28 protein-coding genes are annotated in these 25,295 nt (G+C 50.4%); 17 read left to right on the forward strand and 11 right to left on the reverse strand.

The features are described 5' to 3' along the window. Nucleotides 1–27 precede the first annotated feature (27 nt). From ACO0LN_RS19525 to ACO0LN_RS19560, 8 genes are all read left to right on the forward strand, one after another. Nucleotides 28–669, forward strand: coding sequence for a hypothetical protein (locus ACO0LN_RS19525; protein ID WP_422976615.1), 642 nt, complete (start codon nt 28–30; stop codon nt 667–669). Between the two features lie 56 nt (nt 670–725). Next, a complete protein-coding gene (locus ACO0LN_RS19530; protein ID WP_422976617.1) occupies nt 726–1,382 on the forward strand; it encodes a hypothetical protein in 657 nt (218 codons plus the stop codon). 49 nt (nt 1,383–1,431) lie between these two features. Beyond that, nucleotides 1,432–2,472 carry a M23 family metallopeptidase gene (locus ACO0LN_RS19535; protein ID WP_422976619.1) on the forward strand — a complete coding sequence of 347 codons (1,041 nt, stop codon included), beginning with the start codon at nt 1,432–1,434 and terminating at the stop codon, nt 2,470–2,472. A 30-nt stretch (nt 2,473–2,502) separates the two neighbouring features. Beyond that, entirely contained in the window at nt 2,503–3,558 is a 1,056-nt protein-coding gene (locus ACO0LN_RS19540) for a hypothetical protein (RefSeq protein ID WP_422976621.1), read from the forward strand. A 244-nt stretch (nt 3,559–3,802) separates the two neighbouring features. After that, entirely contained in the window at nt 3,803–4,117 is a 315-nt protein-coding gene (locus ACO0LN_RS19545) for an HU family DNA-binding protein (RefSeq protein WP_422950213.1), read from the forward strand. A 564-nt stretch (nt 4,118–4,681) separates the two neighbouring features. Next, nucleotides 4,682–5,152: a hypothetical protein gene (locus ACO0LN_RS19550; RefSeq protein ID WP_422976623.1), complete on the forward strand. Its 471-nt coding sequence runs from the start codon at nt 4,682–4,684 to the stop codon at nt 5,150–5,152. A 12-nt stretch (nt 5,153–5,164) separates the two neighbouring features. Continuing rightward, nucleotides 5,165–6,358 carry a phospholipase effector Tle1 domain-containing protein gene (locus ACO0LN_RS19555; protein WP_422976625.1) on the forward strand — a complete coding sequence of 398 codons (1,194 nt, stop codon included), beginning with the start codon at nt 5,165–5,167 and terminating at the stop codon, nt 6,356–6,358. A 109-nt stretch (nt 6,359–6,467) separates the two neighbouring features. Next, nucleotides 6,468–6,896: a nuclear transport factor 2 family protein gene (locus ACO0LN_RS19560; protein WP_422976627.1), complete on the forward strand. Its 429-nt coding sequence runs from the start codon at nt 6,468–6,470 to the stop codon at nt 6,894–6,896. 2 nt (nt 6,897–6,898) lie between these two features. Here the strand turns inward: ACO0LN_RS19560 and ACO0LN_RS19565 are convergent, their stop codons facing one another. The 7 genes from ACO0LN_RS19565 to ACO0LN_RS19595 are packed head-to-tail and all read right to left on the reverse strand — an operon-like array spanning nt 6,899 to nt 12,673. Next, complete coding sequence (locus tag ACO0LN_RS19565) at nt 6,899–7,357, reverse strand: nuclear transport factor 2 family protein (protein WP_422976629.1); 459 nt, start codon at nt 7,355–7,357, stop codon at nt 6,899–6,901. After that, on the reverse strand, nt 7,358–8,125 hold the full coding sequence (locus ACO0LN_RS19570) for an SDR family NAD(P)-dependent oxidoreductase (RefSeq protein WP_422976631.1): 768 nt from the start codon (nt 8,123–8,125) through the stop codon (nt 7,358–7,360). Then, entirely contained in the window at nt 8,122–8,697 is a 576-nt protein-coding gene (locus ACO0LN_RS19575) for a DUF3833 domain-containing protein (RefSeq protein ID WP_422976633.1), read from the reverse strand. Before ACO0LN_RS19575 ends, ACO0LN_RS19570 begins: the two co-directional genes overlap by 4 nt. A 34-nt stretch (nt 8,698–8,731) precedes the next feature. Next, the gene (locus ACO0LN_RS19580) at nt 8,732–9,307 is read right to left on the reverse strand and encodes a chalcone isomerase family protein (RefSeq protein ID WP_422976635.1); all 576 of its coding nucleotides are present in this window, start codon (nt 9,305–9,307) and stop codon (nt 8,732–8,734) included. Beyond that, nucleotides 9,304–10,569 (reverse strand): class I SAM-dependent methyltransferase, encoded by a 1,266-nt coding sequence (locus ACO0LN_RS19585; protein ID WP_422976637.1) that lies wholly within the window; start codon nt 10,567–10,569, stop codon nt 9,304–9,306. The genes ACO0LN_RS19580 and ACO0LN_RS19585 overlap by 4 nt, the downstream gene beginning before the upstream one ends. Beyond that, nucleotides 10,566–11,369, reverse strand: a complete 804-nt coding sequence (locus ACO0LN_RS19590) for a DUF1365 domain-containing protein (protein WP_422976639.1) — start codon at nt 11,367–11,369, stop codon at nt 10,566–10,568. The genes ACO0LN_RS19585 and ACO0LN_RS19590 overlap by 4 nt, the downstream gene beginning before the upstream one ends. Nucleotides 11,370–11,371: 2 nt before the next feature. Continuing rightward, the gene (locus ACO0LN_RS19595) at nt 11,372–12,673 is read right to left on the reverse strand and encodes an NAD(P)/FAD-dependent oxidoreductase (RefSeq protein ID WP_422976641.1); all 1,302 of its coding nucleotides are present in this window, start codon (nt 12,671–12,673) and stop codon (nt 11,372–11,374) included. A 332-nt stretch (nt 12,674–13,005) separates the two neighbouring features. Between ACO0LN_RS19595 and ACO0LN_RS19600 the strand changes: the two genes are divergently transcribed. After that, nucleotides 13,006–13,626, forward strand: coding sequence for a TetR/AcrR family transcriptional regulator (locus ACO0LN_RS19600; protein ID WP_422976643.1), 621 nt, complete (start codon nt 13,006–13,008; stop codon nt 13,624–13,626). A 5-nt stretch (nt 13,627–13,631) separates the two neighbouring features. Here ACO0LN_RS19600 and ACO0LN_RS19605 read toward each other — a convergent pair whose 3' ends face one another. The 3 genes from ACO0LN_RS19605 to ACO0LN_RS19615 all read right to left on the reverse strand — a co-directional run bounded on the left by ACO0LN_RS19605 (nt 13,632) and on the right by ACO0LN_RS19615 (nt 16,676). Then, nucleotides 13,632–13,865, reverse strand: coding sequence for a DUF2783 domain-containing protein (locus ACO0LN_RS19605; protein ID WP_162060988.1), 234 nt, complete (start codon nt 13,863–13,865; stop codon nt 13,632–13,634). After that, the gene (locus ACO0LN_RS19610; RefSeq protein WP_422976646.1) at nt 13,865–15,541 is read right to left on the reverse strand and encodes an FAD-dependent oxidoreductase; all 1,677 of its coding nucleotides are present in this window, start codon (nt 15,539–15,541) and stop codon (nt 13,865–13,867) included. The genes ACO0LN_RS19605 and ACO0LN_RS19610 overlap by 1 nt, the downstream gene beginning before the upstream one ends. Before the next feature lie 172 nt (nt 15,542–15,713). Continuing rightward, the gene (locus tag ACO0LN_RS19615; RefSeq protein WP_422976648.1) at nt 15,714–16,676 is read right to left on the reverse strand and encodes an MBL fold metallo-hydrolase; all 963 of its coding nucleotides are present in this window, start codon (nt 16,674–16,676) and stop codon (nt 15,714–15,716) included. A 135-nt stretch (nt 16,677–16,811) separates the two neighbouring features. Between ACO0LN_RS19615 and ACO0LN_RS19620 the strand changes: the two genes are divergently transcribed. After that, complete coding sequence (locus ACO0LN_RS19620) at nt 16,812–17,609, forward strand: IclR family transcriptional regulator (RefSeq protein ID WP_422976650.1); 798 nt, start codon at nt 16,812–16,814, stop codon at nt 17,607–17,609. Between the two features lie 17 nt (nt 17,610–17,626). Here the strand turns inward: ACO0LN_RS19620 and ACO0LN_RS19625 are convergent, their stop codons facing one another. Next, the gene (locus ACO0LN_RS19625) at nt 17,627–18,196 is read right to left on the reverse strand and encodes a glutathione peroxidase (protein ID WP_422976651.1); all 570 of its coding nucleotides are present in this window, start codon (nt 18,194–18,196) and stop codon (nt 17,627–17,629) included. Nucleotides 18,197–18,507: 311 nt separating this feature from the next. Here ACO0LN_RS19625 and ACO0LN_RS19630 point away from each other — a divergent pair, with 311 nt between their 5' ends. The 7 genes from ACO0LN_RS19630 (at nt 18,508) to ACO0LN_RS19660 (ending at nt 25,274) form a co-directional block, all read left to right on the forward strand. Next, nucleotides 18,508–19,518 (forward strand): sulfate ABC transporter substrate-binding protein, encoded by a 1,011-nt coding sequence (locus ACO0LN_RS19630; RefSeq protein WP_422950230.1) that lies wholly within the window; start codon nt 18,508–18,510, stop codon nt 19,516–19,518. A gap of 26 nt (nt 19,519–19,544) precedes the next feature. Next, on the forward strand, nt 19,545–20,117 hold the full coding sequence (gene ssuE / locus ACO0LN_RS19635) for an NADPH-dependent FMN reductase (RefSeq protein WP_422976653.1): 573 nt from the start codon (nt 19,545–19,547) through the stop codon (nt 20,115–20,117). A 184-nt stretch (nt 20,118–20,301) separates the two neighbouring features. Beyond that, entirely contained in the window at nt 20,302–21,288 is a 987-nt protein-coding gene (locus ACO0LN_RS19640) for a sulfonate ABC transporter substrate-binding protein (RefSeq protein WP_422976655.1), read from the forward strand. A gap of 8 nt (nt 21,289–21,296) precedes the next feature. Continuing rightward, nucleotides 21,297–22,262 carry a sulfonate ABC transporter substrate-binding protein gene (locus ACO0LN_RS19645; protein WP_422976657.1) on the forward strand — a complete coding sequence of 322 codons (966 nt, stop codon included), beginning with the start codon at nt 21,297–21,299 and terminating at the stop codon, nt 22,260–22,262. A gap of 46 nt (nt 22,263–22,308) precedes the next feature. Then, a complete protein-coding gene (ssuD, locus tag ACO0LN_RS19650) occupies nt 22,309–23,454 on the forward strand; it encodes an FMNH2-dependent alkanesulfonate monooxygenase (RefSeq protein ID WP_422976746.1) in 1,146 nt (381 codons plus the stop codon). 9 nt (nt 23,455–23,463) lie between these two features. Continuing rightward, nucleotides 23,464–24,348 (forward strand): aliphatic sulfonate ABC transporter permease SsuC, encoded by an 885-nt coding sequence (gene ssuC / locus ACO0LN_RS19655; protein ID WP_422976659.1) that lies wholly within the window; start codon nt 23,464–23,466, stop codon nt 24,346–24,348. Next, complete coding sequence (locus ACO0LN_RS19660; RefSeq protein ID WP_422976748.1) at nt 24,348–25,274, forward strand: ATP-binding cassette domain-containing protein; 927 nt, start codon at nt 24,348–24,350, stop codon at nt 25,272–25,274. Before ssuC ends, ACO0LN_RS19660 begins: the two co-directional genes overlap by 1 nt. Nucleotides 25,275–25,295 lie beyond the last annotated feature (21 nt).

A 25,295-nucleotide genomic window follows, 5' to 3' on the forward strand; every position in this document is an offset into this window, starting at 1 on the left:
AAGAAATAGAGAATATCTGGTGAAACCATGAAAAAAAGTATGCTCGCAATTACCCTGGCTGTAGTGGCTACGGTAAGTCATGCCGCAGATGCCATCAGATTGGGGCAGGAATCGAAGTCGGCTGCAGGTGTCGAAAAAATCATTGCTCTTGCAGATAGCGGCAAGGACACCTACTGGATTTCGACCTTTATCCGTGACGGTAATTGCCCCGAGAAATCTGGCAAGTGCAGCAATGATACGATTACTGTGCGCGGCCCTGGCGGCGTGGCCAATGTATCGGTTGAAGATGCCAGCGGGGCTGGTGGATTCTTGTCGCAGACAAAAAACCAGGTCGCCGTAGTTTTACTGCCGGCTAACAAAGGTGGTTATGTATATGCCTCTGCAGAAGTGTATATATTCAGTGCAGACAAAAAACCTCAAAGCGCACTCAAGACTGCAGAAGTGTTGTTGAATAATTTGGAAGGTGCTGCATGCCAGGGCAAGAAGCTTTGTGCCGACAGCAAGTTCACTGTAAGTTTCCCAGCCTCAGTTACGCCAGATTATCCAGATGTGGTCTTGCGTCAGACGGGGACAGCACTGAACCAGGGTGGCACGGCGCTGGAAAAATTGGATAGGAATTTTTCATTTACTTTTGATGCCAAGACCAGGCAGTACATTGCTAAACGATGATGCGGGTGTTTTTAAATAATTGCTTGTTTGTTCTGCTGATTTGTTTTGCCGCTGGCATGGTGCAGGCTCAAACAACTCTTGGGAGTGAACCGGCAGAAGACAATCCCTGGTTTTCGTTTTACATGATAGAAAAATCGGCCAAGAATCAAGCCGAAGTGAGCAAGACATTCTCCTTGAAGGAGACAGATGCCGTAAAGAAAATCGATACTTCGCTGGCTTATGCTTATCCAAAGCTGGCGGTGTTGCGTCCTGGTGGCATTATCGCTACTGAGCCAGATAAACGTTATGCGATGATTTACAGAAAGATGGCGTGGTATGCAGCAAATGGCCAGGTAGTGTCGGCGCAAATTTTATTCTATACCGCAGTCCGTCTGAAATTGGCTGATCAGAATAAAGGTGTAACACTCGATTTACCTTACCTGACTTTGCATCATTTTATTTACAACAGTATCTGTGTCGATACCATGCATAACAGTGAATACGACAAGACAGTATGTAAGGCAGTGCAGACAGCTGCGACACGTGCGCAGGGTGAATTGCGTAATGAAAAACTCAGGCAATACCTGAATTGGGCGACCCTGGGACTGGGATTTGACGACAAGATCGCTTATGAAGCTGGAGTGTCGCTGATGGAGCGTGAAAATCCCACGCGTAATGAGAAAGACACGATCAAGTCCATACTAAAACCATTGTTGAAAAAAAATGCAGGCTAAATTAAAACTCCGACCCTATCTGCTGGCAACGGCAGTATGTGCAAGCTTAATGACGCAGAGTCTGGCGTCGGCAAGTACCTGCCTGCAAACTGTCATCAAATCTGGATCTCTGGTTGTCAGCAGCCCTTTCGGCTGGCGCTTTGATGCTAATCCTAATGGCCGTGGTAAATGGCAGTTTCACTATGGTACAGATTTCTCCAAAAAAGCACTGCCTGATCCCATGGTGGTATCACCGGTAGCAGGTACTTATTATTCCTATCCTGCAACTAGTGGCTGCGGTAATATGGTAGTCATTAAACAGTCTGACGGTTTCTCCGCTAAATTTTGCCATCTAAGGAATTTTGAGCCTGATGCTAATGGCAAGGCAAGGCTGAATGGTTCTGCCATCAGCATCGGCGACAAATTAGGCGTTCCCTCCAATACAGGAATTTTGCCCAATCCTGAGCATATCCACCTGGAAGTGATTACCAAAGGTGATCCCAGCAGAACTACGGCCATGCGCATACCGCCCCCGTTTTGCGGCGGTGTTTCATTTAGTTATCAGCCCGCTGTCGATAAACCAGAGAGAAAACCACCATTGAGTCTGGTGCGTCCGCCCGGTGTGGTCGATAACGATGTTTATAACGGCAAAACAGATCATTTCGACAGAGAGTTTTACGACAAATATATGGCGCAGAATGCATCTACAGGAACGATACCAAGTTCATCTGTTGCGGTTGCCAATTCTGTCGCAATTGTTGATGCTGCCAAGTTGGCCAAGTCGGGCGAAAATGCTTCACAACAACCACCTATGCCTGCGCCTGTCCTTGCCGAGGAAATGTCATTTTCTGAAATGATAGTCGGCGAAGCGAAAAAACGCTTTGGCTCGGAGCAGTGGTATTCCGAACTCTCGCTTAAAGGCGAGCTCCCCCTGTATTATGAGCTTGCCGTCATGACCGCTTACCAGATTTATATGCAATACCAAAAACAGGAAGTGGCCGAAAATATTGTGCAATTGTCGGCTACCAGGACAGCATTACTCAATGAAGTTGCTATCCAGATGAAAACCAAGAAATTGCGCGAACCTGCATTGCGCAGTATTTCACCTTAACGCCCAGATACTTTTGCGAAGCCGGTCTCAATGAATTTGAACACGCACCCTCTTCAGCCAGAGCAAAAAAAATACTGTGTACGTCAGGCGGCAGTCCTGTCTTTATTACTCGGCATGGTGCTGCCTGTTTGCGTTCAGGCCCAGCAAGTCAATGATCTGACGCAAATGGATAGTCCCGGTGCCAGGGTTGGTGCTGAACAGAAAAAAACGCAGAGTGGCCCAGGTAGTGTGCCAAAATTACGGGCCGAGGACAGCAAAAAATATCAGGCTGCCGTTGATGGCATGAAGGGCAAGAATGGCGATGAGATACTGAAAGCCATGCAGGTGGCGAATGCCGAAAAATTGGCAAAAATGCCACCTGAAAGACGCTATCAAATTGAGGGGTATCAAAAAAAATACCAGTCCGAACTGAAGGCTGGTGAAGCCAGTCCTCAATACAACTCGCTGGATACGACGATGCAGAAGCTGCAAATGCATTTGCTGGGACTGGATCGTGGTGATGGCAAACAGATGACTGCGCAACAAAAAACATATTTCGAGCACAAGGAAGCGCAGATACGGCAAAAATACTTTGATCCGGTTCGTCTCGAAAAAAATCGACGCATGCGGGATGAGTCAGCTGCCTACCTCAAAGCCAATCTCGACAGGCAGGCTGACTACGCCAAAAATTTTGAGTCAGCCGGACTCAAGACTGATCAGACCAGAGCAGCGCCATTGCCGGATGTGTTGAGGTCGAACTGGCTGGTGCGCAAGATGGCGACAAAAGACCCGGCTGCAATGATGCCGAAGACTTCTAATTTGCCAGCGGAAAATGTAGTCTTGGCCAAAGCACAGATGGATGATTTGTCGCTGCAACTGAGGTCAAACAAGAGCACGACAGTAACCCAGCGTTATGGTTCGAATGCGCGCATCATCAGCGAGGCGGAGGGCAAGAGCAAGTTGCAAGAACTGGCACGCAATGGCAATGCAGTTGTGCCTGTTGCTCCTGTTTTGGCTACACCAGTGCCTGGCCTCAATGCAGCAGATAAAAACAAAGCGCAGCCAGAAGCACCGGTGCGCAAAGCCTCACCCATCCCCGGCCTTTGATACTTCGCCGCCCTGGGCGGCGCGAGTGCATCTCTTTTCCTCGCAAGTCACTCTCCAGCTTACAACTGAGCAGCAATTTTTGCAGACTGCTGCTTGTCTACCAGGCAGGCAGCGCATTTTTCTACCCATCCAACCCGCTTTGACTTTCAATTTATGAAGGCATATTATAGCTTTTTAGAAAATCGGCAGTTTTTGACTGCAAACCAGGCAGTTGATCACTGTTATAAGAAAGCTTTCACAGAAAATGACAAAACACGACATCGTCGAGCGTATTTACAGCAAATATCAGGGTGATTTGACCAGAAATGTAGTAAAAGACATCGTTAGCTTCGTCTTTGACGAGATAGTCCGGGAGATGGTAGAAGACGGCGAAGCCAAGATCAGCCGTTTTGGCACCTTCAAGGTGGCTGAAAGAAATGCCAAACAGGCCAGAAACCCACGCACTGGTGAACCTGTCATGATAGAAGACCGCAAAGTTCCCAAGTTTAAACCTAGCCGTTATCTGCAGAACAAAGTCAATAATTTGCCCGTGGATGACATCAAGGAAGACGACGATTGAGCAAGGATCAGGTCTGGCGATATTCGCTGGCTGTACAAAACGGATGCTGCGGCGTCCGTTTTTTTTCGTCTTTCATACTGGAACACTAGAGCCCGGCAAAATATTGCCGCCATTAAGAGCAATCGTAGCCTGTCATTCAAGTGTGGTTTTCATGGCTTTAATTCTTAAAACGTTTTTTACTTTTATTCGTATATTTATTTGTAAAATAAAAAGCATCGACGTATAATTATTGCCATCAAGTCTGTCATGAGTGCTTTTGCTTTCCCTGTTGCTGGCAACAAAAATCAAGTGAGCCATGCATGGTGCGGACTTTCTGGATTTATAGGCAAGTCAGAACTACAGTTACTTCTTGCGTTGGCGATGCGCACGCTAATCTGGATTATTTTTAAAATTCTGATAATAATCCGTATGCAACACTATTAATCAAAGTCATTCTGTAACGCGTTCTGGTCGCTTCAAGACATGCGTTCCATGCAAATCGGGTAAGACATGAAATTCTCGAAACGAAGATTTACAGGATTTTTGATGGCAATCGCCTTACAAACACAATTGGGATCTAGCGCAATGGCAAATGAAGAAGAATTGAAATTTACTACACATGATATTGATATCAAGGTGTTCAGTGCCAGTGATGTGTATATCGTCTATGCAGGCTCACCGCACAGACTCAGCTTTGGCAAGACATTCAGGGCAAAGACGCCAGAAGACGTTAGCCGTTTCAAGTGGGGTACCTCGGGCAGTTATCATGCTTTTTCAGGCCCGGTAGAAATGGAATGGCGCTCTCAGGATGGTACGCCATTCAAATATTCGCTTGATCTGGATGCAATATTCAAAGACAGAAAAATTCTGCATACAGAAGAGCTGTCCAAACTGTATAAAGCCGAGCCTGTGTATGGTGGCAAGCCAAACATCATCATTGAAGTGAACGACCGCACAGTGAATGTATATATGTTCGTGACGATGCGCCTGGAAAAAGATGAGCAAACGCGTGAGCACCGTGATCATCTGACACTGGCCTTTTCCAAGACTTTTTGACCTTGATTTCCCATGACCGATAAATCTGACGGCGTTGATGTTAAGCAGGCTACTCCTGAGCAACTGGCCACCTATACCAAGGCAGAGGCACAGATCAATGCCTTCGAGGTTCCGCAACTTTATGATGCCAAGGACCCGGATGCTCGCGTATTCGTTGCCCTGTTTGACGGTACAGGAAACGATGCCATCAAAGATCCCAAGCACATCACTAATGTCGGGTTGCTGAAAGAGCAGATCGAAAACGCCAGGATGGACAACCCCAACATCGCCTTTTACTATAAGGAAGGGCCGGGTACTCAGGGCGGGCTTAAGGGAGTGATAGATGGAGCGACAGGCGGCACTTACCAGGAGCGCCTGGAAGACATGTATCAAAAATTTGATATACAGTCTGCCGCCTGGCTGCAAGAAAATCCCCATGCCAGGATCAGCGTAGTTTCTGTCGGTTTCAGCCGTGGTGCTGAACAGGCAGCAGGTTTTACCCGTATGGTGGATGAGAGAGGTGTTCAAAATCCGGATGCCAGAAAAATAGAAACTTATCCGCTGGCACTGGGCCTGAAAGAGGACAAGGTGACATTCACTGCACCACCCTTACAGGAACCCGGCAAGCAAGCCCAGGCCCTGGCCATGTATGATCCGGTTGCGACGGGTGCCCCGGAGCATAAGGACAGGCGGCCTGCCGATTCAGTCATCAGCGGTCTGCAAATCAAGGCGGGTGACGAGCATCGATCCCTGTTCCCGGCAGATAACATCATTCCGCAGGGTCTGTCGGCTGACAAGCGCTTCCTCGGTGTGACGACCGCCGGCTGCCATAGTGATATCGGTGGTGGTTATGAACTCAATGGTCTCTCTACACGTAACTTCAATCTGATGAGTGGTTTCCTGAATGCCAGCCTGGGTTCATCCCTGATCGCGAAGCGCGAAGTACCGGTAGAGCCAGAGAAAAGCGTCGTCCATGATTCCACTCAACATAAATTCTTTTACCGCAGGGTAGAAGAACGCGGGACTACCGCCAAACAAGATCCTGATGGCAAAGCAGTTGAACCTGTCGATAAGAAGCTGCTGGAACAGTTCAGCGGCAGTATCAAGCCCATTACTGCCACCAGGCCAGGTGCCGACCTGAATGTATTGAGTGCTGACGACAGCCCATCCAGCCGCCTGTTGTCACGCACACCTGAAGCTGCCAAACCAGTGCAGCCCAAGCTGTAGGTGTAATTTACAACAGCACAAATACCTACAGGTAAGATTTGGTCTAAGATCATTCTTTTTACATCAAGCCTGGAGCATGCCGGGTGAAATCAACATAAAAAGGATGACAATGAACAAGCTGCCTGACGCCGTTGCTGCCTCCCTGCAAACCTGGCATGAAATGATTGCCAACAAAGACCTGAGTGCCTTGCCATCCATCGTGCATGCAGATGCGGTCTTTCGTTCTCCGATGGCGCATCAGCCTTATACCAGCGCCCACGCGGTCGTATTGATACTGGGTACCGTCGTTAAGGTATTTGAAAATTTCACTTATCACCGTGAATTATCTTCTGATGATGGCTTGAATATCGTGCTGGAATTCAGTGCCAGTGTCGGCGACAAGCAGCTCAAGGGTATAGACATGATACGCTTTGATGCTGAGGGCAAGATCGTCGATTTTGAAGTCATGGTCAGGCCCATGAGTGGCTTGCAAGCGCTCGGTCAGGAAATGGGGGCGAGGCTAGCGCAATATCTGCCGGCCTACAAGGCTGGCAAATAAATTTATTTGCGCGCCTGGTTTTTCAAAAAGCGCATGAAGCTGCCCAGTACGGGCAGTTTTTCATACAATTCTTCTGCCGCATCCCAATAATCACGGTGAAAGCTCACCCGGCCATCTTCCGCAAAACGTATATGCGTGCTGCCCCGTATGCATTGCGGTGCTGCATTGAAGTTTTTCATCGAAAATAAAAAATCCCAGACCAGAAAAGCGGTGTCACCCTGTAATACCGTAGAAGTAATGCGAAAGCGCGGCTCATGAACTTGCACAAACATGTGCTGGAAAACCTGATTGATGGCTGGCGGTCCGCGCAGCTCATTGAAGGGGTCTTTGAAATAGGCATCTTCAGTATAGACACCAGACAAGTCCTGGCAGGCCGCCAGTGTGATGGATTCAAAGAAGTTGACGAGCTTATCCAGGCTGTCCTGATGCTCTGCCTGGACTGGTACATGAATGCTGGACATTTATAAACCTGTGACTTTATGGACCAGATAAAAATAACTACGGTAAGGCAGCAGGCGCGCCAACCTTAACCAGTTTGTGAAACGATGGGGGAAGTGGATATGAAAGTCCCCCCTTTGCATGCCCTTGACGATAGCCACCGCTGCTTCAGGTGCACTGATCAATGCGGGCATCTTGAAGTCATTTCCTGCTGTCATCGGGGTTTCTACAAAGCCGGGGTTGATCATATATACCGCGATATTTTTTGGCCGCACATCGAGGTAAAGGGACTCACACAAATTGATGATGGCCGCCTTGGTCGGCCCATACACCAGTGCCTTGGGCAAGCCTGAGAGGCCAGCAACAGAACCAACGATGCCTATGCCACCACCAGCTTGCTGCAGCAACGCAGGCAAGACCACATCCAGGCATTGATAAACACCCCGCAAATTAATGTCTATCAATTGGTTAACTGCAGCCATATCAACACTGTCCGCGCGCATTTCATTGTAGCTGCCGGCAACGATGAGTACCAGATCGATGCCGCCCCATTTTTGCATCAGGCCTGCATGGCAGGCCACGATGCTGGCATGATCGCAGATATCCACTGTCACGGCCTCAGCCATGGGGTAGTCAGCCGCAATTTTTTGTAGTTGGGCAAGTTTGCGGGCAGACAGTGCGACCCTGGCACCCAGTGTCAGCAACAGCCTGGCAGTTTCTTCACCTATGCCGCTGGATGCGCCGATGATCCAGATGCGTTTGCCACGCCAGTCGCGGATGACGGGGTTCATGGTGTGCTGTTACTACGTTTGGTGAATGAGAGTGTCACGCTGCCCAGCTCGACACCAAACTTGCGCATGATTGCGCGGTTCAGCATGATCCTGTCGTCCATCAGGACCATGGTGTCGTCAAAATCGACGTTATAAACACTGCCATCGACGGGCAACGCCAATACATAATTCCAGTGCAGGGTATTGCCAGATACTTGTCCCTTCGCTTCGCCTACCACGTCGGCAGCAGTGCCTGTGAATTGATCATTGCCCACTTTCTTCAAGGTCCAGATGCGCTTTTGCTTGCTGCCATCGGAGTAACTGAAGTCTTCATTGAGCGTGCCAATATCACCCGACCACTGGCAATCCATGACCACCGTAAAGCGTTTGACGATGGCACCTGACCTGTCCTGGAAAATGCCCCAGGCATCAAGCTTGCCATTGAAATAGCTTTGCATGTCCAACTTTGGGGTTTCGTTACGGTAGCGGCCAGGGTCATATTGACTGGCACAGGATGTCAGCAGCATGAGCAGCGCTACATTGAGGCTGGAGAAGAACAGCCGGTATTGACGATGGAACGTACGTGTAAACATATATCTTCCCGTGGTGGTGATTGGTTGGCAGGCGTTAGCCAGCAGTGGCTTTCCCTAACAGCTTGGTGCGCAAACTTTGGGCTGAAGTATTTTTATCCAGCCAGATCGCAAAGAAGGCGTGAGCAAATTCGGCATCGCGTATCTCGCCCAGCAATTTTCCATTCAAGTAAAACCGCGCAGCCTCGTTCGGTATGTGGATGCCGGTGATATGCGTGCCCTGTTTGACGTCAGGAAAAATCTTCTTCATCTGCGCTAGCCAGCGCTCACGTTTTTCTGCTGTACCCAGCTTGAGTTTTTCTATTTCATCTATGCTGGCATCGGCGATTTTTCCACCATACAAGTTGCGGGCATAGGCCAGATCCAGCGCAAACTTTTGTGGCTTGTCGCTGTCTGGTTTATAGCCCTCAGGTGAAGACCACAAGCTCGCATCATAAATATGCAAGCCGAACCAGCGGAAACTGCCACTACCCTGCAAACTGGCTTGTGGGATTTCTTCGCTGATATGCGCTGGTGCTGTAGTGATGGCTTTATCCTCTGCATGCACAAACAATGCTGCAGATGAAAGCATCAGTGACATAAAAAAACCGCGTGCAAGCAATCGGACGTTCATTTTTTTCTCAACGTGAATTGCGTGACATTGATACTGCCAGCGCGGAAACCGGCTTCACAATACGCCAGATAAAATTCCCAAGTACGCAAAAATTCATCATCGAAGCCCTGGGCCTTGACCTGTGTCAATTTTTCCATGAAGGCATGGCGCCAATGCAGCAGCGTGCGTGCATAATCGAGACCAAAATTATAGGTATCCAGTACTTCCATGCCGTAGCCTGCAGCCATCGCATGAAATTTTTCTATGGATGGCAGCATGCCGCCAGGGAAAATGTACTGCTGTATAAAATCTGTACCCTTGCGGTAACGGTCAAATAATTCATCCGCAATGACGATGCTTTGAACGCAGGCACGGCCACCCTGTTTCAGATTGCGTTGCAGGCATTCAAAGTAGCCTGGCCAATAGGCTTCGCCAACAGCTTCAAACATTTCTATCGAGGCGATGGCGTCATAGCTGCCGTTTGCATCGCGGTAATCTTCTATGCGCAAATCACTTTGCACATGCAGACCGGCATGATGCAAGCGTGCACGGGCATATTGCAGCTGTTCAACAGACAACGTCAGTCCGGTGACGTGTGCACCGGCATCACGTATCGCCATTTCGGCAAAGCCGCCCCAGCCACAGCCTATTTCTAGTACTTTGGCATTTTCCGGTAAAGCCAGTTGATGCAGTATGCGGCGGTATTTTGCCAGTTGGGCTTCTTCCAGTGTTTGTTCCTGCTCGGCAGAATAAATCGCGCTGGAGTAAGTCATTGAAGGGTCCAGCCACAGCTTGTAGAATTCATTGCCTATGTCGTAGTGCGCATGAATGTTTTTCTTGCTGCCTGTGCGGGAATTGCGGTTCAGCAGATGCTTGAGACGATATATAAGATTACCCCACCAGCTGCCGTAGATGACGCTTTCCAGTTGCTGGCGATTATGGGAAATCAGTTCTATCAGTCCGGTCAGGCTGCTGGTGGTCCAGTGGCCATTGATATAGCTCTCAGCAAAACCGATATCACCTGACTTGAGTACCGCGCTATACAACTCCCAATCTTTCAGATGGAGGCTCACATGCTGCCAGCCTTCTGATGTGCGGCCAAAGCTCGCCGTCTGACCATCAGGGAATTGTATCGTCAGACAACCGTGCTCAAGTTTGTGAAGCAGGCTTAACACGAACCTGGCTTGCGCCGGGAAATGCTTGCTGTTCAGTGGAGCATTTTGTGCCGTATTATTATTGGCTGCAGATGCGCCAGAAGTTAACGAGGGATGTAGGCTGCTCATCGGCTTAACTCTTCAGTAGGGGGAATAGGTTTGGAGATAAACGGTACACGCTTGATCCACAGGCGCAGTGCTTGCAAATGGATGCGCAGCACCACACCAATTGTCATGAAGGGATACCGCAACATGACCCGGGCTATGCGTGCATTGCTCATGCTCTGCTCACGCCCAGAAACGCTGGTTAGCAGTAAGGGGCCTTCTGCATCTGCATAATCAATGCGGGCCAAGTGTTTTTTGTGTGGAGATTCATGTCCGGGAATCTCCTGTTGCGCCTGCATGAAACGAAAGCGATAGTTGCCCTCGACCTTGCAAAATGGCGAGACATGAAAAATTTTCCTGGCTTGTAATTCTTCGCCATTGGCCAGCTTGCCGCCCTTTTCCAGCAGGTATAAATGCTTTTCACCAAAGGTATTGCGTACCTCGCACACTACGGCTCGCAAACTGCCATCCTGACGATGACAAAACCAGAAAGACACAGGATTAAACACATAGCCAAATACGCGCGGGAAGCATTGCAACCAGATTTCACCATCGGCATCTGCAATGCCTTCACTTTGCAGCAAAGCATCTATCCATTGCTCCAGTGGCTGGCTTGCATCACCATGATCATGTTCATGAAAAGACAGGGCATTAAACCGATTCACAGAAAACAGCGCTGCCGTACTCATATGATTAATGTTACGTACAGGCACCCGGATAAAAAACACGCCATAACGAAAAGCATTTTTTGCCGGACGCAAACGCTTGTGCATCACTTCGCCAGTGCATAAGATGACAGTTGATGTGGAGGTGGGCGCGTTCATGTTCAGGCCGCGCGTATCATGTGTTCGTAAGCAGCTTCGGCGCGGGAGAGTATGCTTCCTGCCACGCGCAAGCCAGATTTCAAGCCATCTTCATGGAAGCCATAACCTGTCCATGCACCGGCAAACCAGATATTTCTCCTGCCCTGGATATTCGCTAGCTGGTTTTGTGCGTTGATAGCCATCGCATCAAATACCGGGTGAGAATAATCAAAACTATCGATGATGCTGGCTGCAGCTGGCTCTACAATTGGATTCAGGGTGACGATGACGGGTGTCTTGAAAGGCAGGGGCTGCAATTGATTGATCAAGTAATGTACGCAGACGCGTGGCTCGCTACCGCTTTCACTTTGATAATTCCAGGCCGACCAAGCTTTTTTATTTTCCGGCAGTACGCTGGCATCGGTGTGCAGTACTGCACGGTTAGACTGGTATTTGACCGATGACAGAATCTGGCGCTCTGCCAGATCTGCATCTGCCAGCAACTTCAGGCTTTGGTCACTATGGCTGGCGAATACGACATGCTCAAACATCTGGGTGCCGTGCTCAGTCTGTACAGCAATGGCACCCTGGGCTTTTTCGCGCACGCTTAATACCGGGGTTTGCAGATGCTTGTGTGCGATGCCCGGCAAAATCTTTTCTACATACTGCCTCGCACCGCCTTTGACAGTTTGCCATTGCGGCCTGTCATTCACTTGCAGCAAACCGTGGTTATGGCAAAAATTGACGAATGACGACAGTGGAAATGCCATCATTGCCTCGGTAGGGCAAGACCAGATACAGGCTGCCATGGGCAGCAAATACCAGGTGCGAAATTCTTTGCTATAGCCATTCTGATCCAGGAAGCTGCCCAGCGGCTGCTTGAAGTCTGGATGCTCCTGTGTTGTTGCCAGTGCAGTTGTCTGTTTATTGAAGCGCAGGATATCGCGCAACATGCGTATGAAGGCCGGGTTCAGCAGATTGCGGCGTTGAGTGAATACAGTATCCAGATTGGCACCTGCCCATTCCAGCAGGCGGCTTCCATTTTTACCAACCGGCATCTTGACCGAAAAAGACATGTCTGTCGCAACTGTGGAGATGCCCAATTCCTTGAATAAGTTGACGAGCTTGGGATAGGTCTTGTGGTTAAACACCAGGAAACCTGTATCAACACCATAAGTCTGGCCTTCCAGGCTGACATCGACGGTATGAGTATGCCCGCCAAAATAATCATTGGCTTCAAACAGGCTGATTTCATGTCCTGCTTTAGAAAGCTCGTATGCGCAAGACAGGCCGGAGATGCCGGAACCGATGACAGCGATTTTCATAATCTGATTATGCTGATGATTAATAAATAAGAGTAAATAAAAATGTCAAACAATACATCTGTTGTAAAAATGGTACTTTTCAGAGGCGTGCGTGATGTGTGCATGCATCACCCTGCCTGACGTACTTATTTATACATACGCAAAACCCGCCTGTTTGGATTCAATCCTGCTCCATGTCCGTTTCATGCTCTTTACTCAATGCCCCCAGCGGCAGAGCAAGAAAAATCGCTGGTAAAAAAACTGTGCTCAGTTAGAATGTGACTGTGAATTTCAATTTGTGACTGATCAGTCACAAAATATACTACAAAGTTTTTATTTGTGCAGAAAAAATAATGGAAATCCGGATTCCCTTTAAAAAACAACAGTTTGATGCGCGGGAAGAAGCCATCATCGATGCCGTCAATCGCCTTTTGTCAGAAAAAGGCTATGACTTGATGACCATGGATGATGTTGCCGATGCGGTAGGCATCGCCAAGGGCAGCCTGTACAAGCATTTTTCGTCCAAGGAAAAACTCGCGGGGGCCGCCATGACGCGGCTCTTGAAAGCGACCCAGGCTGAACTCGATACCCTGGCGGCAGATATGCCTGCGATAGACAAGATTAGGCATATCCTGGCCTGGTCTTTAAGATTGCGCCTGCAAGGTGGTGTACCACATCTGCCATCAACCAGCCTGGCCTTGCAGCGTAGCCTGATGCTGAACCTTGAATACGTGATGGTGGCCTTGCGTGTTAACAAGCGCTTTTACGCACTGGTAGCAGAGGCCAGAAAGCAGGGCGCTTTAACGCCGCTGGTGCCGGATGATGTGCTGGTCTATACCCTGTATTCACGAGCCTGCGATCCGACCATGGAGTTTTTATTGCGCGACAAGCGCCTGACGCATGAGCAAATCGTTGATGCCATGGTGCATGCGACCATAGGTGGGTTTTTGTCGAATGAAGCGAGGAAGGCTTAAGTTGCTCAAGCCGATTCTTGTTTTGTTGCAGCGAGGCGCAAGGCTTCCTGCAAGACACTGATGTCACCGATGTGATTTGCTAGCAGCAAGATCAATCGTGCATTCAGTGCAGCACTGGCTTCATCGCTGAGGTCACGATGGCTGTCTATCAGTAGCTGATAAAAATCATCGCCTGCACTGTAATCGCGTTGTGCTGATTTATCAGGGTAATGGAAATTGGCTTGCAGGTTCAAAGGCATTATGCCACTCCTGATGAATTGCCGCAGGCAGTTTGTACTGCCTGGCGTATCTGATTAAGTTCAAACTGCTGCCAGCGAGCAACCAGGTGCTGGTCAGGCCTGAGCAAGTGATAGCTGCCATTGCCCGCACCATAACGCTGGTGCAACAGGCCTTTGATATCGGTCAGTGTTAAGTGGTCATCAAGGGTGTCTTCCTGTTTGCTGATGATGAGCGTGCTTACTGGAATTGCCTCCTGTTCCAAAGCCTTAATCGCTGCCAGATGTGCATCAGGAATGTCAGATACGGCATCGCAAAAATACAGACCATGAAAAACTGGTCGCAAATAATCGATCAGGAAACCTGATTTGTGTTGATCAATGACTGGCCCATCTTCAAATGGCGCACCAGGCTGCAGAGCTGTATCAAAGTCTTCGCTGTCTTCTGTATTCAAATTCGATTCCGACAAGATAGCAGGTACAGACAATCGCCCGGAATTGACCAGTTTGCGCGCAAACACATGTTCCTGTGCCAGCCTCAATACAGCATTGCGAAAACACTTGCTGATGGCACTTTTGGGTGTGATGAAATCAGTAGAGCGGGTCGAATTGAGCAAGTTCTCATCCGCTGCAAATACACGTTCATCGGAATACGTGTCAAGCAGGCTCTCTGGTGCTTTGCCACCAACGACCAGCTTCAATTTCCACACCAGATTATCTGCATCCTGAATGCCGGAATTGGCGCCGCGTGCGCCAAAGGGAGAAACCTGATGTGCGGCATCGCCAGCAAACAGTACGCGGCCATGTCGGAATTTTTCCATGCGCCGACACTGGAAGGTATACACGCTGACCCATTCAAGTTCAAATTCCCTGTCGTCCCCCAGCATGGCCTTGATGCGTGGTATCACGTTTTCGGGTTTGCGTTCTTCCAACGGGTCAGCATTCCAGCCCAGTTGAAAATCTATGCGCCAGACATTGTCGGCTTCGCGGTGTAGCAATACCGATTGATTGGGATGAAAAGGCGGATCAAACCAGAACCAGCGCTCTGCCGGAAAATCCGCTTTCATGACCACATCGGCAATCAGGAATCTGTCCATGAAAACCTTGCCCTCAACTTCCAGCCCCAGCATCTGGCGCAAGGGGCTGCGTGCGCCATCGCAGGCGATCAGCCAGTCGGCCTGCAGACTATAATCACCCTCTGGTGTGTTTATCTGCAAGGTGGAAAAATCATCGCCTTGCTTAATCGCAGTGACACGGCTTTTCCAGCGCAATTCTATGCCAAGATCCATCGCCCGCTGTACCAGAAAATCTTCCAGATAATATTGCTGCAGATTCACCATGCCCGGATGTTTGTGATCAGGCGCAGGCAAGAGATTGAAATTGAAGACCTCATCCTTGCGAAAGAAAGTACGCCCTACATTCCACTCTACACCTTTGTTACGCACTGCCGCGACAACACCCAGCCTGTCGAGTATCTCCAGCGTACGCTTGGCGTAGCATAAGCCGCGTGAACCTACCGACACCGTGTCATCATCATCCAGCACCAGCACATCCAGCCCCTGCAACTTGCAATCTATCGCTGCTGCCAGACCAACAGGGCCAGCGCCAACGATGACAACTTTGCGATGTGTGATTTCATTCGTCTGCAACTCCGCTGGAGTCGCAAAAGGGAATTTTTGATATTGATAAGTGCTAAGCAAAATGCGGCTCCAGTGACGACATTAAAGCTAAGGAAATTTGATCACCTGGACATTGTAGGAGCGGCTTCAGCCGCGAATAACCGGGACAGTAAAATTTTCGCGGCTAAAGCCGCTCCTACGATATTAAGGTTGCGTCAGTTCGGAAGTTTCTCTGTGTAGGCAAGTCTTAAACTTAGCCCTCCAAACTCTTCCACATCTCCACATCCCGCTCCGCCGTCCACACCCTCGGATCAACATGTCCCGATGCTTCATCAAAAGCCCGCGTCACATCAAATGGCAGGCAGTGATCAAAAATCACCCAGTGCCCATACTTGGGTTTCAAGGCCGCATAAGTATTTTTGTAGATGGTATTCAGGTCATGTTGCTGCTGTTGTCCCACCTTGACGCTGGCAAACAAATCGCTGATGAAAGAACGGGTTTCACTGAGGCCCGCTGCCACCAGTTCTGGTGTCGTCAGGGCAGCGCCGCGGCCAGGCACCAGTTTCTCGGCTTTCATCGCTTCCAGATTACTCAGGGTTTTTGGCCAATCTGAATAATAGGCATCGCCCGCATATGGTGTCGCACCAAATTCCACCAGGTCACCTGAGAACAAGACTTTTTCCTGCGGCAACCAGACTATGGTGTCGCCCTTGGTATGGCCTCGGCCTACCTGCATGAGCTTGACTTCCAGCTTGCCCAGCCAGATCGACATTTCACCCTTGAAGGTAATTGTCGGCCAGGTCAGGCCAGGCACGCTTTCAACATTACGGAACAGGCGCGGGAAGCGACCTATCTCACTCTTCATGTCAGCGTCGCCACGCTCAACGATGAGGTCGTAAGTATCGCGGCTGGCGATGATATGCTCCAGCCCTTCCGCCACATAACCACTGGCACCGAGCACGCGCACCGCATGGTAGTGCGACATCACTACATATTTGATAGGCTTGTCAGTGACTTCACGGATACGGCGCACCACATCCTGCGCCATGATGGGCGTGGCCTGGGTGTCGATCACCATGACGGCATCGTCACCGATGATGATGCCGGTATTCGGGTCACCCTCAGCGGTATAGGCATAAGCATGTTCAGATAATTGCTGGAAGCTGACTTTCTTTTCTTCCAGGTCAGCGTGGGAGGCAAATTGTTTGGTGGTCATGACAACATCCTTTAACTGGTGCAGGGCATGCTTAAAATAGAAGCATGCGACAGAAAACAAGAATAAGCATTAATTCGTTATTTGTAAATGCATTTGTTAATAGTAAAATCAATTCTAGCTAAAGAAAGGGCAGCCATGACAGAGAAAAACAAGGAAAGACGCGGCATAGGCGCAATCGAGGTCGGCGGCCTGATCCTGAATGCCCTGGTCAGTTCTGGCCGTGCCATGTCGCTGGGTGATCTGGCGCGTGAGGCTGGCATGCCAGCCTCGAAGGCACATGCCTATCTGGTCAGCTTTGGCAAACTGGGCCTGGTCGAGCAGGATGCGGCAACGGGCGCTTATCAGTTAGGCCCCTTTGCCTTGCAGATGGGCCTGGTCAGCCTGCAACAAATGTCACCCGTCAAACTGGCGATACCTGAGATCACCCGCCTGGCAGCAAACACAGATCAAACTGTAGCGCTGGCAGTGTGGGGCAGCCATGGCCCTACCGTCGTGTATATCGCGGAATCGAGCAGGCCCATCCATGTGAACATGCATGCGGGCTCGGTCATGTCCATGCTGGGTACGGCAACGGGGTTGGTGTTTTCTGCCTTCCTGCCGCAAGCACTGGTCGATAAGGTGATTGCCAGGGAACTCAGGGATGAGCTGGTGATAGGGCAGGCTGGTGTGCAGATGAAACCTCAGGATATTGCCAGCGTATTAGCCGAGGTAAGAGAGCAGGGGCTGGCAAGGGCGCAGGGTTTGCCAATACCGGGCATCAATGCGCTCAGTGCGCCGGTCTTCAATCATGCCCAGGCACTGAGCCTGGTGATTACTGCCACCGGCCCCAAGGGCAGTTTTGATACAGACTGGAATGGCGAACTGGCACAGGCTTTGCGCGCCAGTGCCAGTGCAATATCACGTCAGTTGGGCCACGTACCCAAGCTTTTATAGGGATCAATTCGCAGGAATTACTGCGCGGCCAGTGCTTTTTCTACGTCAGCAACCAGTTTCTTGTCGTCTGGCGTGGTCACGCTGGAGTAGGCCGCAACCACATTGCCTTTGCGGTCTATCAGGTATTTATAAAAATTCCATTTTGGTGTCGTGCCCGTTGCCTTGATCAACTGTGCATACATGGGATTGACATCCTTGCCCATGACAGAAGACTTGCTGAACATGGGGAACTTCACACCATAGGTATTAAAGCAAAAATCAGCAATCTGCTTGTCATTACCTGGTTCCTGCTTGCCAAAATCATTGGAGGGAAATCCAAGTACCACCAAACCCTTGTCGTTATACTTGGCCGACATCGCTTCCAGGCCTTCGTATTGCTTGGTAAAACCACAATAACTGGCAGTATTCACGACCAATGCCACCTTGCCCTTGTATTGGCAAAGGTCTTGTGGCGCTTCATCTTGCAGGCGCTTGAATTTGTGGTTCAGCACGGCCGGGCAGGCATCACCGGTATCCGCCCAGGCTCCCAGTGAGCAAGTAATCAAACCCAGAAAAACAGCAACTTGAATTGGTGTGCGTCGCAGCATGGCTAACTCCTGAAAAAGAGAATGTCATCTTAGCTCAGTCCTGAGGAAATAAATAGCTTGGAGATCAAGTGTTTGATGAATGCCAGTTATGATTGTTTCAATAAAAGAAACAGGCGCAAGTGATATATAACTTAATTCAGCTTTCGCTTTGTGCCTCTGTGCTCATTCCGTGTTGAGCTTTTCGTTCTTCATCATGATGAGCGCCATATACCAAAAACACATATAAAACATCGAAACACTTCGTTTTAATTTATATAGAGCCGTTTTATCCTGTATTCCTCATAAAAATTATTACTTACCTGGACTTAGAGATGACGATCAAAAAGATAATCCTCGCAACAAGCATCGTAGCAAGTTTTGCATCATTTGGCGCAGTGGCGGCAGACATCAACCTGCTCAATGTTTCCTATGACCCTACCCGTGAACTGTATCAGGATGTGAACCAGGCTTTTGCCAAGCAATGGAAAGCCAAAACCGGTGACAATGTCACCATCAAGCAATCCCATGGCGGCTCTGGCAAGCAGGCACGTGCCGTGATTGATGGCCTTGATGCTGACGTCGTCACGCTGGCACTGGCTTATGACACTGATGCCCTGGCCGAAAAAGGCTTACTCGACAAAGCCTGGCAAAAACGCTTGCCGCACAATGCCTCGCCTTATTCTTCCACCATCGTTTTCCTGGTACGCAAGGGTAATCCAAAAGGTATCAAGGACTGGGCAGACATCGTCAAGCCTGGTGTCTCAGTGATCACACCTAACCCAAAGACTTCAGGCGGCGCACGCTGGAATCATCTGGCAGCCTGGGGCTATGCCCTGAAACTGCCGGGTGGCAGCGAAGCGACGGCAAAAGAGTTCTTGTCCAAGCTGTATAAAAACGTACCGGTGCTGGATTCTGGTGCACGCGGCGCCACCACTACTTTTGTTGAACGTGGCATAGGCGATGTCTTGCTGGCGTGGGAAAACGAAGCCCTGCTGGCGATCAAGGAACTGGGCCCGGACAAGGTTGAAATTGTTGCGCCATCGACCAGTATTCTGGCCGAACCCTCCGTCGCCGTGGTTGATAAAGTAGCTGACCGCCGTGGCACCCGCAAAGTAGCAGAAGCTTATCTGAACTATCTGTATACCGATGAAGGTCAGGACACGATAGCCAAGCACTACTATCGTCCTACTACAGAAAAAGCCTCGAAAAAATATGCAGCGCAATTCCCTAAAGTGAAACTGTTTACGATAGATGACACTTTCGGTGGTTGGACCAAGGCGCAAAAAGAGCATTTTGCTGACGGCGGTATCTTTGATCAGATCTATCAGCCAGGCAAAAAATAAGTTTTGTAAAAACAGGAGGCAAGAACATGCGCATCTTACTGCTATCGGGAAGCCCGTCTTCCCCCTCACGTTCAGCCAGACTGCTGAATCACGTGGGTATCAAGCTCAATGAACTGGGGCAGCGTACCAGCAGTCTGCATGTCAGGGACTTGCCTGCTCAGGCTTTGATGCATGCCGACTTTTCTGATCCTGAACTGTCGGCAGCCAAGAGCCTGCTGGCAAAGGCGGATGCGATCGTCATCGCTACGCCCATCTACAAAGCGGCCTACAGTGGTTTGCTGAAAAGTTTTCTGGATATCCTGCCGCAGGATGGTCTCGCCGGTAAGCTGGTATTACCTCTTGCGACCGGAGGCAGTCAGTCACATATGCTGGCACTTGATTATGGCTTGCGCCCGGTACTTGCGTCCCTGTCCGCCCGGCATGTCCTGCCCAGTATTTATGCGACAGATGCACAAGTGACCTGGTCAGAGCTGCATGGCCTGCAACTGGATACGGCGATACAGCAAAGAGTAGATGATGGTGTGCAACTCCTGCTTGATAGCCTGAGTATTTTGCGACCATCAGCAAGAACAGAAGCAGAACTGGTTTTACCTTGTTGACCCTGGCAAAACATAGCCGCATTGCTACAGTACTGAGCAAGTACCCGCTCTAACCAGCACTGAGCAAGTACCCGCTCTAACCAGCACTGAGCAAGTACCCGCTCTAAGATCATTTACTAAAAACCTTTCTTTCATGCTGGCACCCCGGCAGGGGGAAGTCTTGTCCAAAATATGAAAGCAGAACATGAGCCGCAAAATTCAAATTACCAGCAAGGAAAAACGTCTTACCCTGAGCCGTCTGTCAGCCTTGACCGCGGCCGCTTTGAGCGTGGTGTTGCCCAAAGCTTTTGCCCAGGACAAGGCAAAGACCAGTCTGCGCATAGGGTATCAGAAGTATGGAACACTGACGGTGCTCAAGGGGACAGGGGCGCTGGATAAACGGCTGGCTGCCCAGGGTGTCGATGTCAAATGGACAGAGTTTCCCGCTGGCCCGCAATTGCTGGAAGGTTTGAATGTAGGCAGTATTGATTTTGGTACTACAGGTGAAGCACCACCGATTTTTGCCCAGGCAGCCGGTGCAGATTTGCTGTATGTCGGCAATGAGCCGCCAGCACCAGGTGGTGAAGCTGTCATTGTGCCCAAGAATTCTCCTTTGAAATCAGCAGCAGACCTCAAAGGCAAAAAGATAGTCTTGAACAAGGGTTCCAATGTGCATTACCTGCTGGTCAAGGTGCTCGAAAAAGCAGGCCTGAATTACAAGGATGTCGAAGTTATCTTCCTGCCGCCCGCCGATGCACGCGCAGCATTTGAGCGCGGCAGTGTTGATGCCTGGGCGATCTGGGACCCTTTCCTGGCGGCGGCTGAAAAACAACTGGGGGCAAGAATACTGGTCGATGGCAAAGGTGCGGTCAGCAATCACCAGTTTTATCTGGCTGCGCGGCCCTATGCACAAAAAAGCCCTGAAGTCTTGCGCATCGTCCTCGAAGAGCTGGCCAAGGTTGATGACTGGGCAGCAAAAAACCACAAGGAAGTTGCCAGCATATTGGCAACGCAAACCGGGTTGGAAACCAGCATCGTGGAATTATCCACTTCCCGTTTTGGTTTTGGTGTCAAGCCATTGACTGAGCAAGTCATCAAGGAACAGCAAAGCATAGCAGATACCTTTGCAGACCTGAAGCTGATACCCAAGCGTATCAATATCCGCGATGCGGTATTCGCGGTCAAGACTTGAGGCTAATGATGAGATTGTCTTCCATACGACGCTTGTTATTGGCATTTGCTCTGAGCAGCATACTGCCCGCGGCCAGCTTTGCTGCGGCTAATGACTTGCCCAAAGAATTACGCATTGGCTTTCAAAAAAGCTCAGTCAACCTAACTTTGCTAAAACACAGGCAGGCGCTGGAACAGCAATTGAAAGGTGTCAAAGTCACCTGGTTTGAATTTACTGCTGGTCCGCAAATGCTGGAAGCCTTGTCAGTTGGCAGCATAGACTTTGCCACCACGGGCGAACCGCCACCTATCTTTGCCCAGTCAGCGGGCAGCAATCTGGTGTATGTCGGTGCTGAACCGGCCAAGCCTGGTGTCAGCGCGATTCTGGTGAAACCTGATTCAAGCATACGCACGCTGGCAGATCTAAAGGGCAAGAAAATCGCCTTTCAAAAAGGCTCAAGTGCACATTACCACGTCTTGCGCGCTGTGCAGCAAGCTGGTTTGCAATGGTCAGACATCACGCCTGTGTATCTGGCACCGGCTGATGCCAGAGCAGCTTTCGAACGTGGCAGTGTTGATGTCTGGGCGATCTGGGACCCGTACTGGGCGGCGATTGAGCAAAGTGCAGCGCCAAGAATACTGGTGACCGGCAAGGGTCTGGTGAACAATCTGTCTCACTATTTGTCAGCACGCAGCTTCGCTGACAAATATCCCAAAGTCATACAAGTGCTGTTTGAAGAACTGACGCGCAGTGACACCTTCGTGCAAAAAAATCGTGATGAAGCTGTCGCCATCATCGCTGCCAGCACGGGTCTGGATAAACCGACCATCGCCAGCTTTCTGGAACGTCGGCCACGTTCCCCCGTCGTCTATCTGACCCAGAACATCGTCGATGAACAGCAAAGAGTGGCTGACAATTTTTATCAACAAAAATTGATACCCAAAGCAGTCAATGTGCGTGATGCAGTATGGCTGCCACCAGGCACCAAACTTTGATACGGCAGACTTTGATACGAGAAAAATACAGGAGAAAATAATGAGTTTGAATATATTCTGGTTTATTCCCACCCATGGTGATAGTCGTTATCTGGGGACAACACATGGCGCGCGTGAAGTCAATTATGACTACCTGAAGCAGATTGCGGTGGCTGCTGATACCCAGGGTTTTGACGGTGTACTCTTGCCTACTGGCCGCTCTTGCGAAGATGCCTGGGTGGTGGCCTCCAGCCTCATAGGTGCGACTAGCAAACTCAAATTCCTGGTGGCTATACGCCCCGGCTTGAGCAGTCCCGGCCTGGCAGTGCGCATGGCCGCGACCTTTGACCGTTTATCCAAGGGGCGTTTACTGATCAATATCGTCACCGGTGGTGATCAGGGTGAGCTGGAAGCTGATGGTGTATTTGCCGGTCATGAAAAGCGTTACGAAATCACCGACGAGTTCTTGCGCGTCTGGCGTGCGTCACTGGCTGGCGAAGGTGGTGACGCCGGTTATGATTTCGAAGGCGAGCACATTACCGTCAAGGGTGCAAAAACCTTATACCCGGCGATACAAAAACCTTATCCGCCGCTGTATTTCGGTGGCTCTTCTGAACCGGCACATGAGCTGGCCGCAGAGCAGGTCGATGTTTACCTGACCTGGGGTGAGCCACCGGCAGCAGTGGCCGCCAAGATTGCCGACATGCGTGAGCGCGCAGCCAAACATGGCAGAACATTGCGCTTTGGCATACGTCTGCATGTGATCGTGCGTGAGACCAACGATGAAGCCTGGAAAGCTGCAGATGACCTGATCCGCTATGTTGATGATGAAGTCATCGCCCGTGCACAAAAAGCTTTTGCCAAAATGGATTCAGTCGGCCAGCAACGCATGATCGCCCTGCATGGCGGCAAGCGTGACAAGCTGGAAGTGTCACCCAACTTGTGGGCCGGTGTAGGCCTGGTGCGCGGTGGTGCTGGTACTGCTTTGGTGGGCGACCCTGAAACTGTGGCCGCACGCATCAAGGAATATCAGGCGCTTGGCATCGACACCTTTATTTTCTCGGGCTACCCGCATCTGGAAGAATCTTACCGTTTTTCAGAACTGGTATTCCCGCTGATAGGCAAGGCAGTGCCCGGTGTTTCCACCAGCCTGACTGGCCCGTTTGGTGAAGTCATGGCCAATGGCATCGTCCCCAAGGTATCGCAAAGCTAGGGAGGCAATATGGGACCAATGATCACTGAAGTGAGCGAATTCGCTGCCACCTATGTGCAAGGTGGTTCTGCCCATGCAGCACAGTTTGCCGCAAAAAAACCAGATGTCTTTCGCCAGGTCAGCGTGCGTCTGCTGAAGCGGGGTTTACCCTGGCTGGTACCAGTAACATTGATCCTGTTCTGGCAACTGGCAGCGCAGACTGGCTGGTTGTCCAGCCGTATCTTGCCTGAACCCCTGGCAGTGGTAAAAGCATTCTGGACTCTCGCTGTTTCCGGCGAAATCTGGGTACATGCCAAGACCAGTTTATGGCGGGCGATATCTGGCTTTGCAGTGGGTGGCGGGCTGGGGCTGTTGCTGGGTTTGCTGACAGGCAGTTTCCGTTTTGCAGAAACACTGCTTGATACGAGCTTGCAAATGGTCAGAAATATTCCTGCGCTGGCCTTGATACCGCTGGTGATCTTATGGTTTGGTATCGATGAAATGGCCAAGCTGTTCCTGGTGTCGGTGGGCGTGTTCTTCCCGGTTTATCTGAATACTTTTCACGGCATACGTACTGTCGATAAAGGTTTGATAGAAATGGCGCAAAGCTATGGCTTGTCTGGCTGGGCTTTATACCGCGATGTGATTTTGCCGGGTGCTCTGCCTTCAATACTGGTTGGCGTGCGGTTTTCGCTGGGCCTGGTGTGGGTTTTGCTGATCGTCGCAGAAACCATTTCTGCCCAGGCGGGCATAGGTTATATGACCATGAATGCCCGTGAATTTCTACAAACCGATGTGGTGCTGGTCGGCATATTGTTATACGCCTTGCTGGGCAAGCTGGCCGATGTACTGTCGCGTGGGCTTGAACAGTATTGCCTGCGCTGGCATCCGGGCTATCAAGGGAGGGCAGCATGATGCGTCAATTTTCAGAGTTTTCCATCAGTGCCGTTCCAGACATCATTGCCTTGCGCGACGAACTTGATGGTGGCTGGGAGCAGACTGCCAAAGGTGAATGGGCACCTGGGACTGAAACTGCCCAGAACGCAGGGAGTACGACAGGTAGCAGCGGTACCGCACTCAGTTTGCGCCTCATACAAAAATCGTATCAGGGACGGCAGGTATTGAAGTCATTGAATCTGCAGATAGCTGCGGGTGAATTTGTCGCCGTCATAGGCCGTAGCGGCTGCGGCAAGAGTACCTTGCTGCGCCTGATTGCCGGCCTGGAAAAAGCCGATAGCGGCAGCCTGGAATTTGGTGAGGGAAAAGCAAAACCAGATACCAGGGTGATGTTCCAGGATTCGCGCCTGTTGCCGTGGAAGTCTGTTATCGCCAACGTCGCACTGGGTCTGGGCAGTGACAAGACCAGGGCTCGTCAGGCTCTGGAAAAAGTCGCGCTGGCAGAGCGCGCTGACGAGTGGCCATCGGTATTGTCCGGTGGCCAGCGTCAGCGTGTTGCGTTGGCAAGAGCGCTGGTGCATGAACCAGCCTTGTTGCTGCTTGATGAACCATTGGGGGCACTCGATGCACTGACACGCATAGAGATGCAAAACCTGATTGAAAGCCTGTGGCAGCAGCGTGGCTTTACTGCTGTACTGGTGACTCACGATGTACAAGAGGCTATCGCCCTGGCCGACCGCGTGATCCTGATAGAAGATGGCCAGATCACACTGGATACCAGAATCGACTTACCCCGCCCACGGGCGCGTGGCAATCCAAAATTTGCCGAGCTGGAAGACCGTATCTTGCAGCGCGTTTTACAAAAACCTTCAGCCGCGCCAGACACCGAACTGGGTGATGTGTCGCTGTTGAGGACTGTCAGTCAGGTTGCATGGGCAATCTGATTGTTTCACTAATATAAGGAA

The sequence above is a fragment of the Undibacterium sp. TC9W genome (assembly GCF_049339865.1).
Lineage (GTDB): Bacteria > Pseudomonadota > Gammaproteobacteria > Burkholderiales > Burkholderiaceae_D > Undibacterium.

Excerpts from the sequence above, each read along its gene's own strand:
- ACO0LN_RS19525 (WP_422976615.1), top strand. The coding sequence starts at position 28 with ATGAAAAAAAGTATGCTCGCAATTACCCTGGCTGTAGTGGCTACGGTA.
- ACO0LN_RS19530 (WP_422976617.1), top strand. The coding sequence starts at position 726 with ATGGTGCAGGCTCAAACAACTCTTGGGAGTGAACCGGCAGAAGACAAT.
- ACO0LN_RS19535 (WP_422976619.1), top strand. The coding sequence starts at position 1,432 with ATGACGCAGAGTCTGGCGTCGGCAAGTACCTGCCTGCAAACTGTCATC.
- ACO0LN_RS19540 (WP_422976621.1), top strand. The coding sequence starts at position 2,503 with ATGAATTTGAACACGCACCCTCTTCAGCCAGAGCAAAAAAAATACTGT.
- ACO0LN_RS19545 (WP_422950213.1), top strand. The coding sequence starts at position 3,803 with ATGACAAAACACGACATCGTCGAGCGTATTTACAGCAAATATCAGGGT.
- ACO0LN_RS19550 (WP_422976623.1), top strand. The coding sequence starts at position 4,682 with ATGGCAAATGAAGAAGAATTGAAATTTACTACACATGATATTGATATC.
- ACO0LN_RS19555 (WP_422976625.1), top strand. The coding sequence starts at position 5,165 with ATGACCGATAAATCTGACGGCGTTGATGTTAAGCAGGCTACTCCTGAG.
- ACO0LN_RS19560 (WP_422976627.1), top strand. The coding sequence starts at position 6,468 with ATGAACAAGCTGCCTGACGCCGTTGCTGCCTCCCTGCAAACCTGGCAT.
- ACO0LN_RS19565 (WP_422976629.1), bottom strand. The coding sequence starts at position 7,357 with ATGTCCAGCATTCATGTACCAGTCCAGGCAGAGCATCAGGACAGCCTG.
- ACO0LN_RS19570 (WP_422976631.1), bottom strand. The coding sequence starts at position 8,125 with ATGAACCCCGTCATCCGCGACTGGCGTGGCAAACGCATCTGGATCATC.
- ACO0LN_RS19575 (WP_422976633.1), bottom strand. The coding sequence starts at position 8,697 with ATGTTTACACGTACGTTCCATCGTCAATACCGGCTGTTCTTCTCCAGC.
- ACO0LN_RS19580 (WP_422976635.1), bottom strand. The coding sequence starts at position 9,307 with ATGAACGTCCGATTGCTTGCACGCGGTTTTTTTATGTCACTGATGCTT.
- ACO0LN_RS19585 (WP_422976637.1), bottom strand. The coding sequence starts at position 10,569 with ATGAGCAGCCTACATCCCTCGTTAACTTCTGGCGCATCTGCAGCCAAT.
- ACO0LN_RS19590 (WP_422976639.1), bottom strand. The coding sequence starts at position 11,369 with ATGAACGCGCCCACCTCCACATCAACTGTCATCTTATGCACTGGCGAA.
- ACO0LN_RS19595 (WP_422976641.1), bottom strand. The coding sequence starts at position 12,673 with ATGAAAATCGCTGTCATCGGTTCCGGCATCTCCGGCCTGTCTTGCGCA.
- ACO0LN_RS19600 (WP_422976643.1), top strand. The coding sequence starts at position 13,006 with ATGGAAATCCGGATTCCCTTTAAAAAACAACAGTTTGATGCGCGGGAA.
- ACO0LN_RS19605 (WP_162060988.1), bottom strand. The coding sequence starts at position 13,865 with ATGCCTTTGAACCTGCAAGCCAATTTCCATTACCCTGATAAATCAGCA.
- ACO0LN_RS19615 (WP_422976648.1), bottom strand. The coding sequence starts at position 16,676 with ATGACCACCAAACAATTTGCCTCCCACGCTGACCTGGAAGAAAAGAAA.
- ACO0LN_RS19620 (WP_422976650.1), top strand. The coding sequence starts at position 16,812 with ATGACAGAGAAAAACAAGGAAAGACGCGGCATAGGCGCAATCGAGGTC.
- ACO0LN_RS19625 (WP_422976651.1), bottom strand. The coding sequence starts at position 18,196 with ATGCTGCGACGCACACCAATTCAAGTTGCTGTTTTTCTGGGTTTGATT.
- ACO0LN_RS19630 (WP_422950230.1), top strand. The coding sequence starts at position 18,508 with ATGACGATCAAAAAGATAATCCTCGCAACAAGCATCGTAGCAAGTTTT.
- ssuE (WP_422976653.1), top strand. The coding sequence starts at position 19,545 with ATGCGCATCTTACTGCTATCGGGAAGCCCGTCTTCCCCCTCACGTTCA.
- ACO0LN_RS19640 (WP_422976655.1), top strand. The coding sequence starts at position 20,302 with ATGAGCCGCAAAATTCAAATTACCAGCAAGGAAAAACGTCTTACCCTG.
- ACO0LN_RS19645 (WP_422976657.1), top strand. The coding sequence starts at position 21,297 with ATGAGATTGTCTTCCATACGACGCTTGTTATTGGCATTTGCTCTGAGC.
- ssuC (WP_422976659.1), top strand. The coding sequence starts at position 23,464 with ATGGGACCAATGATCACTGAAGTGAGCGAATTCGCTGCCACCTATGTG.
- ACO0LN_RS19660 (WP_422976748.1), top strand. The coding sequence starts at position 24,348 with ATGCGTCAATTTTCAGAGTTTTCCATCAGTGCCGTTCCAGACATCATT.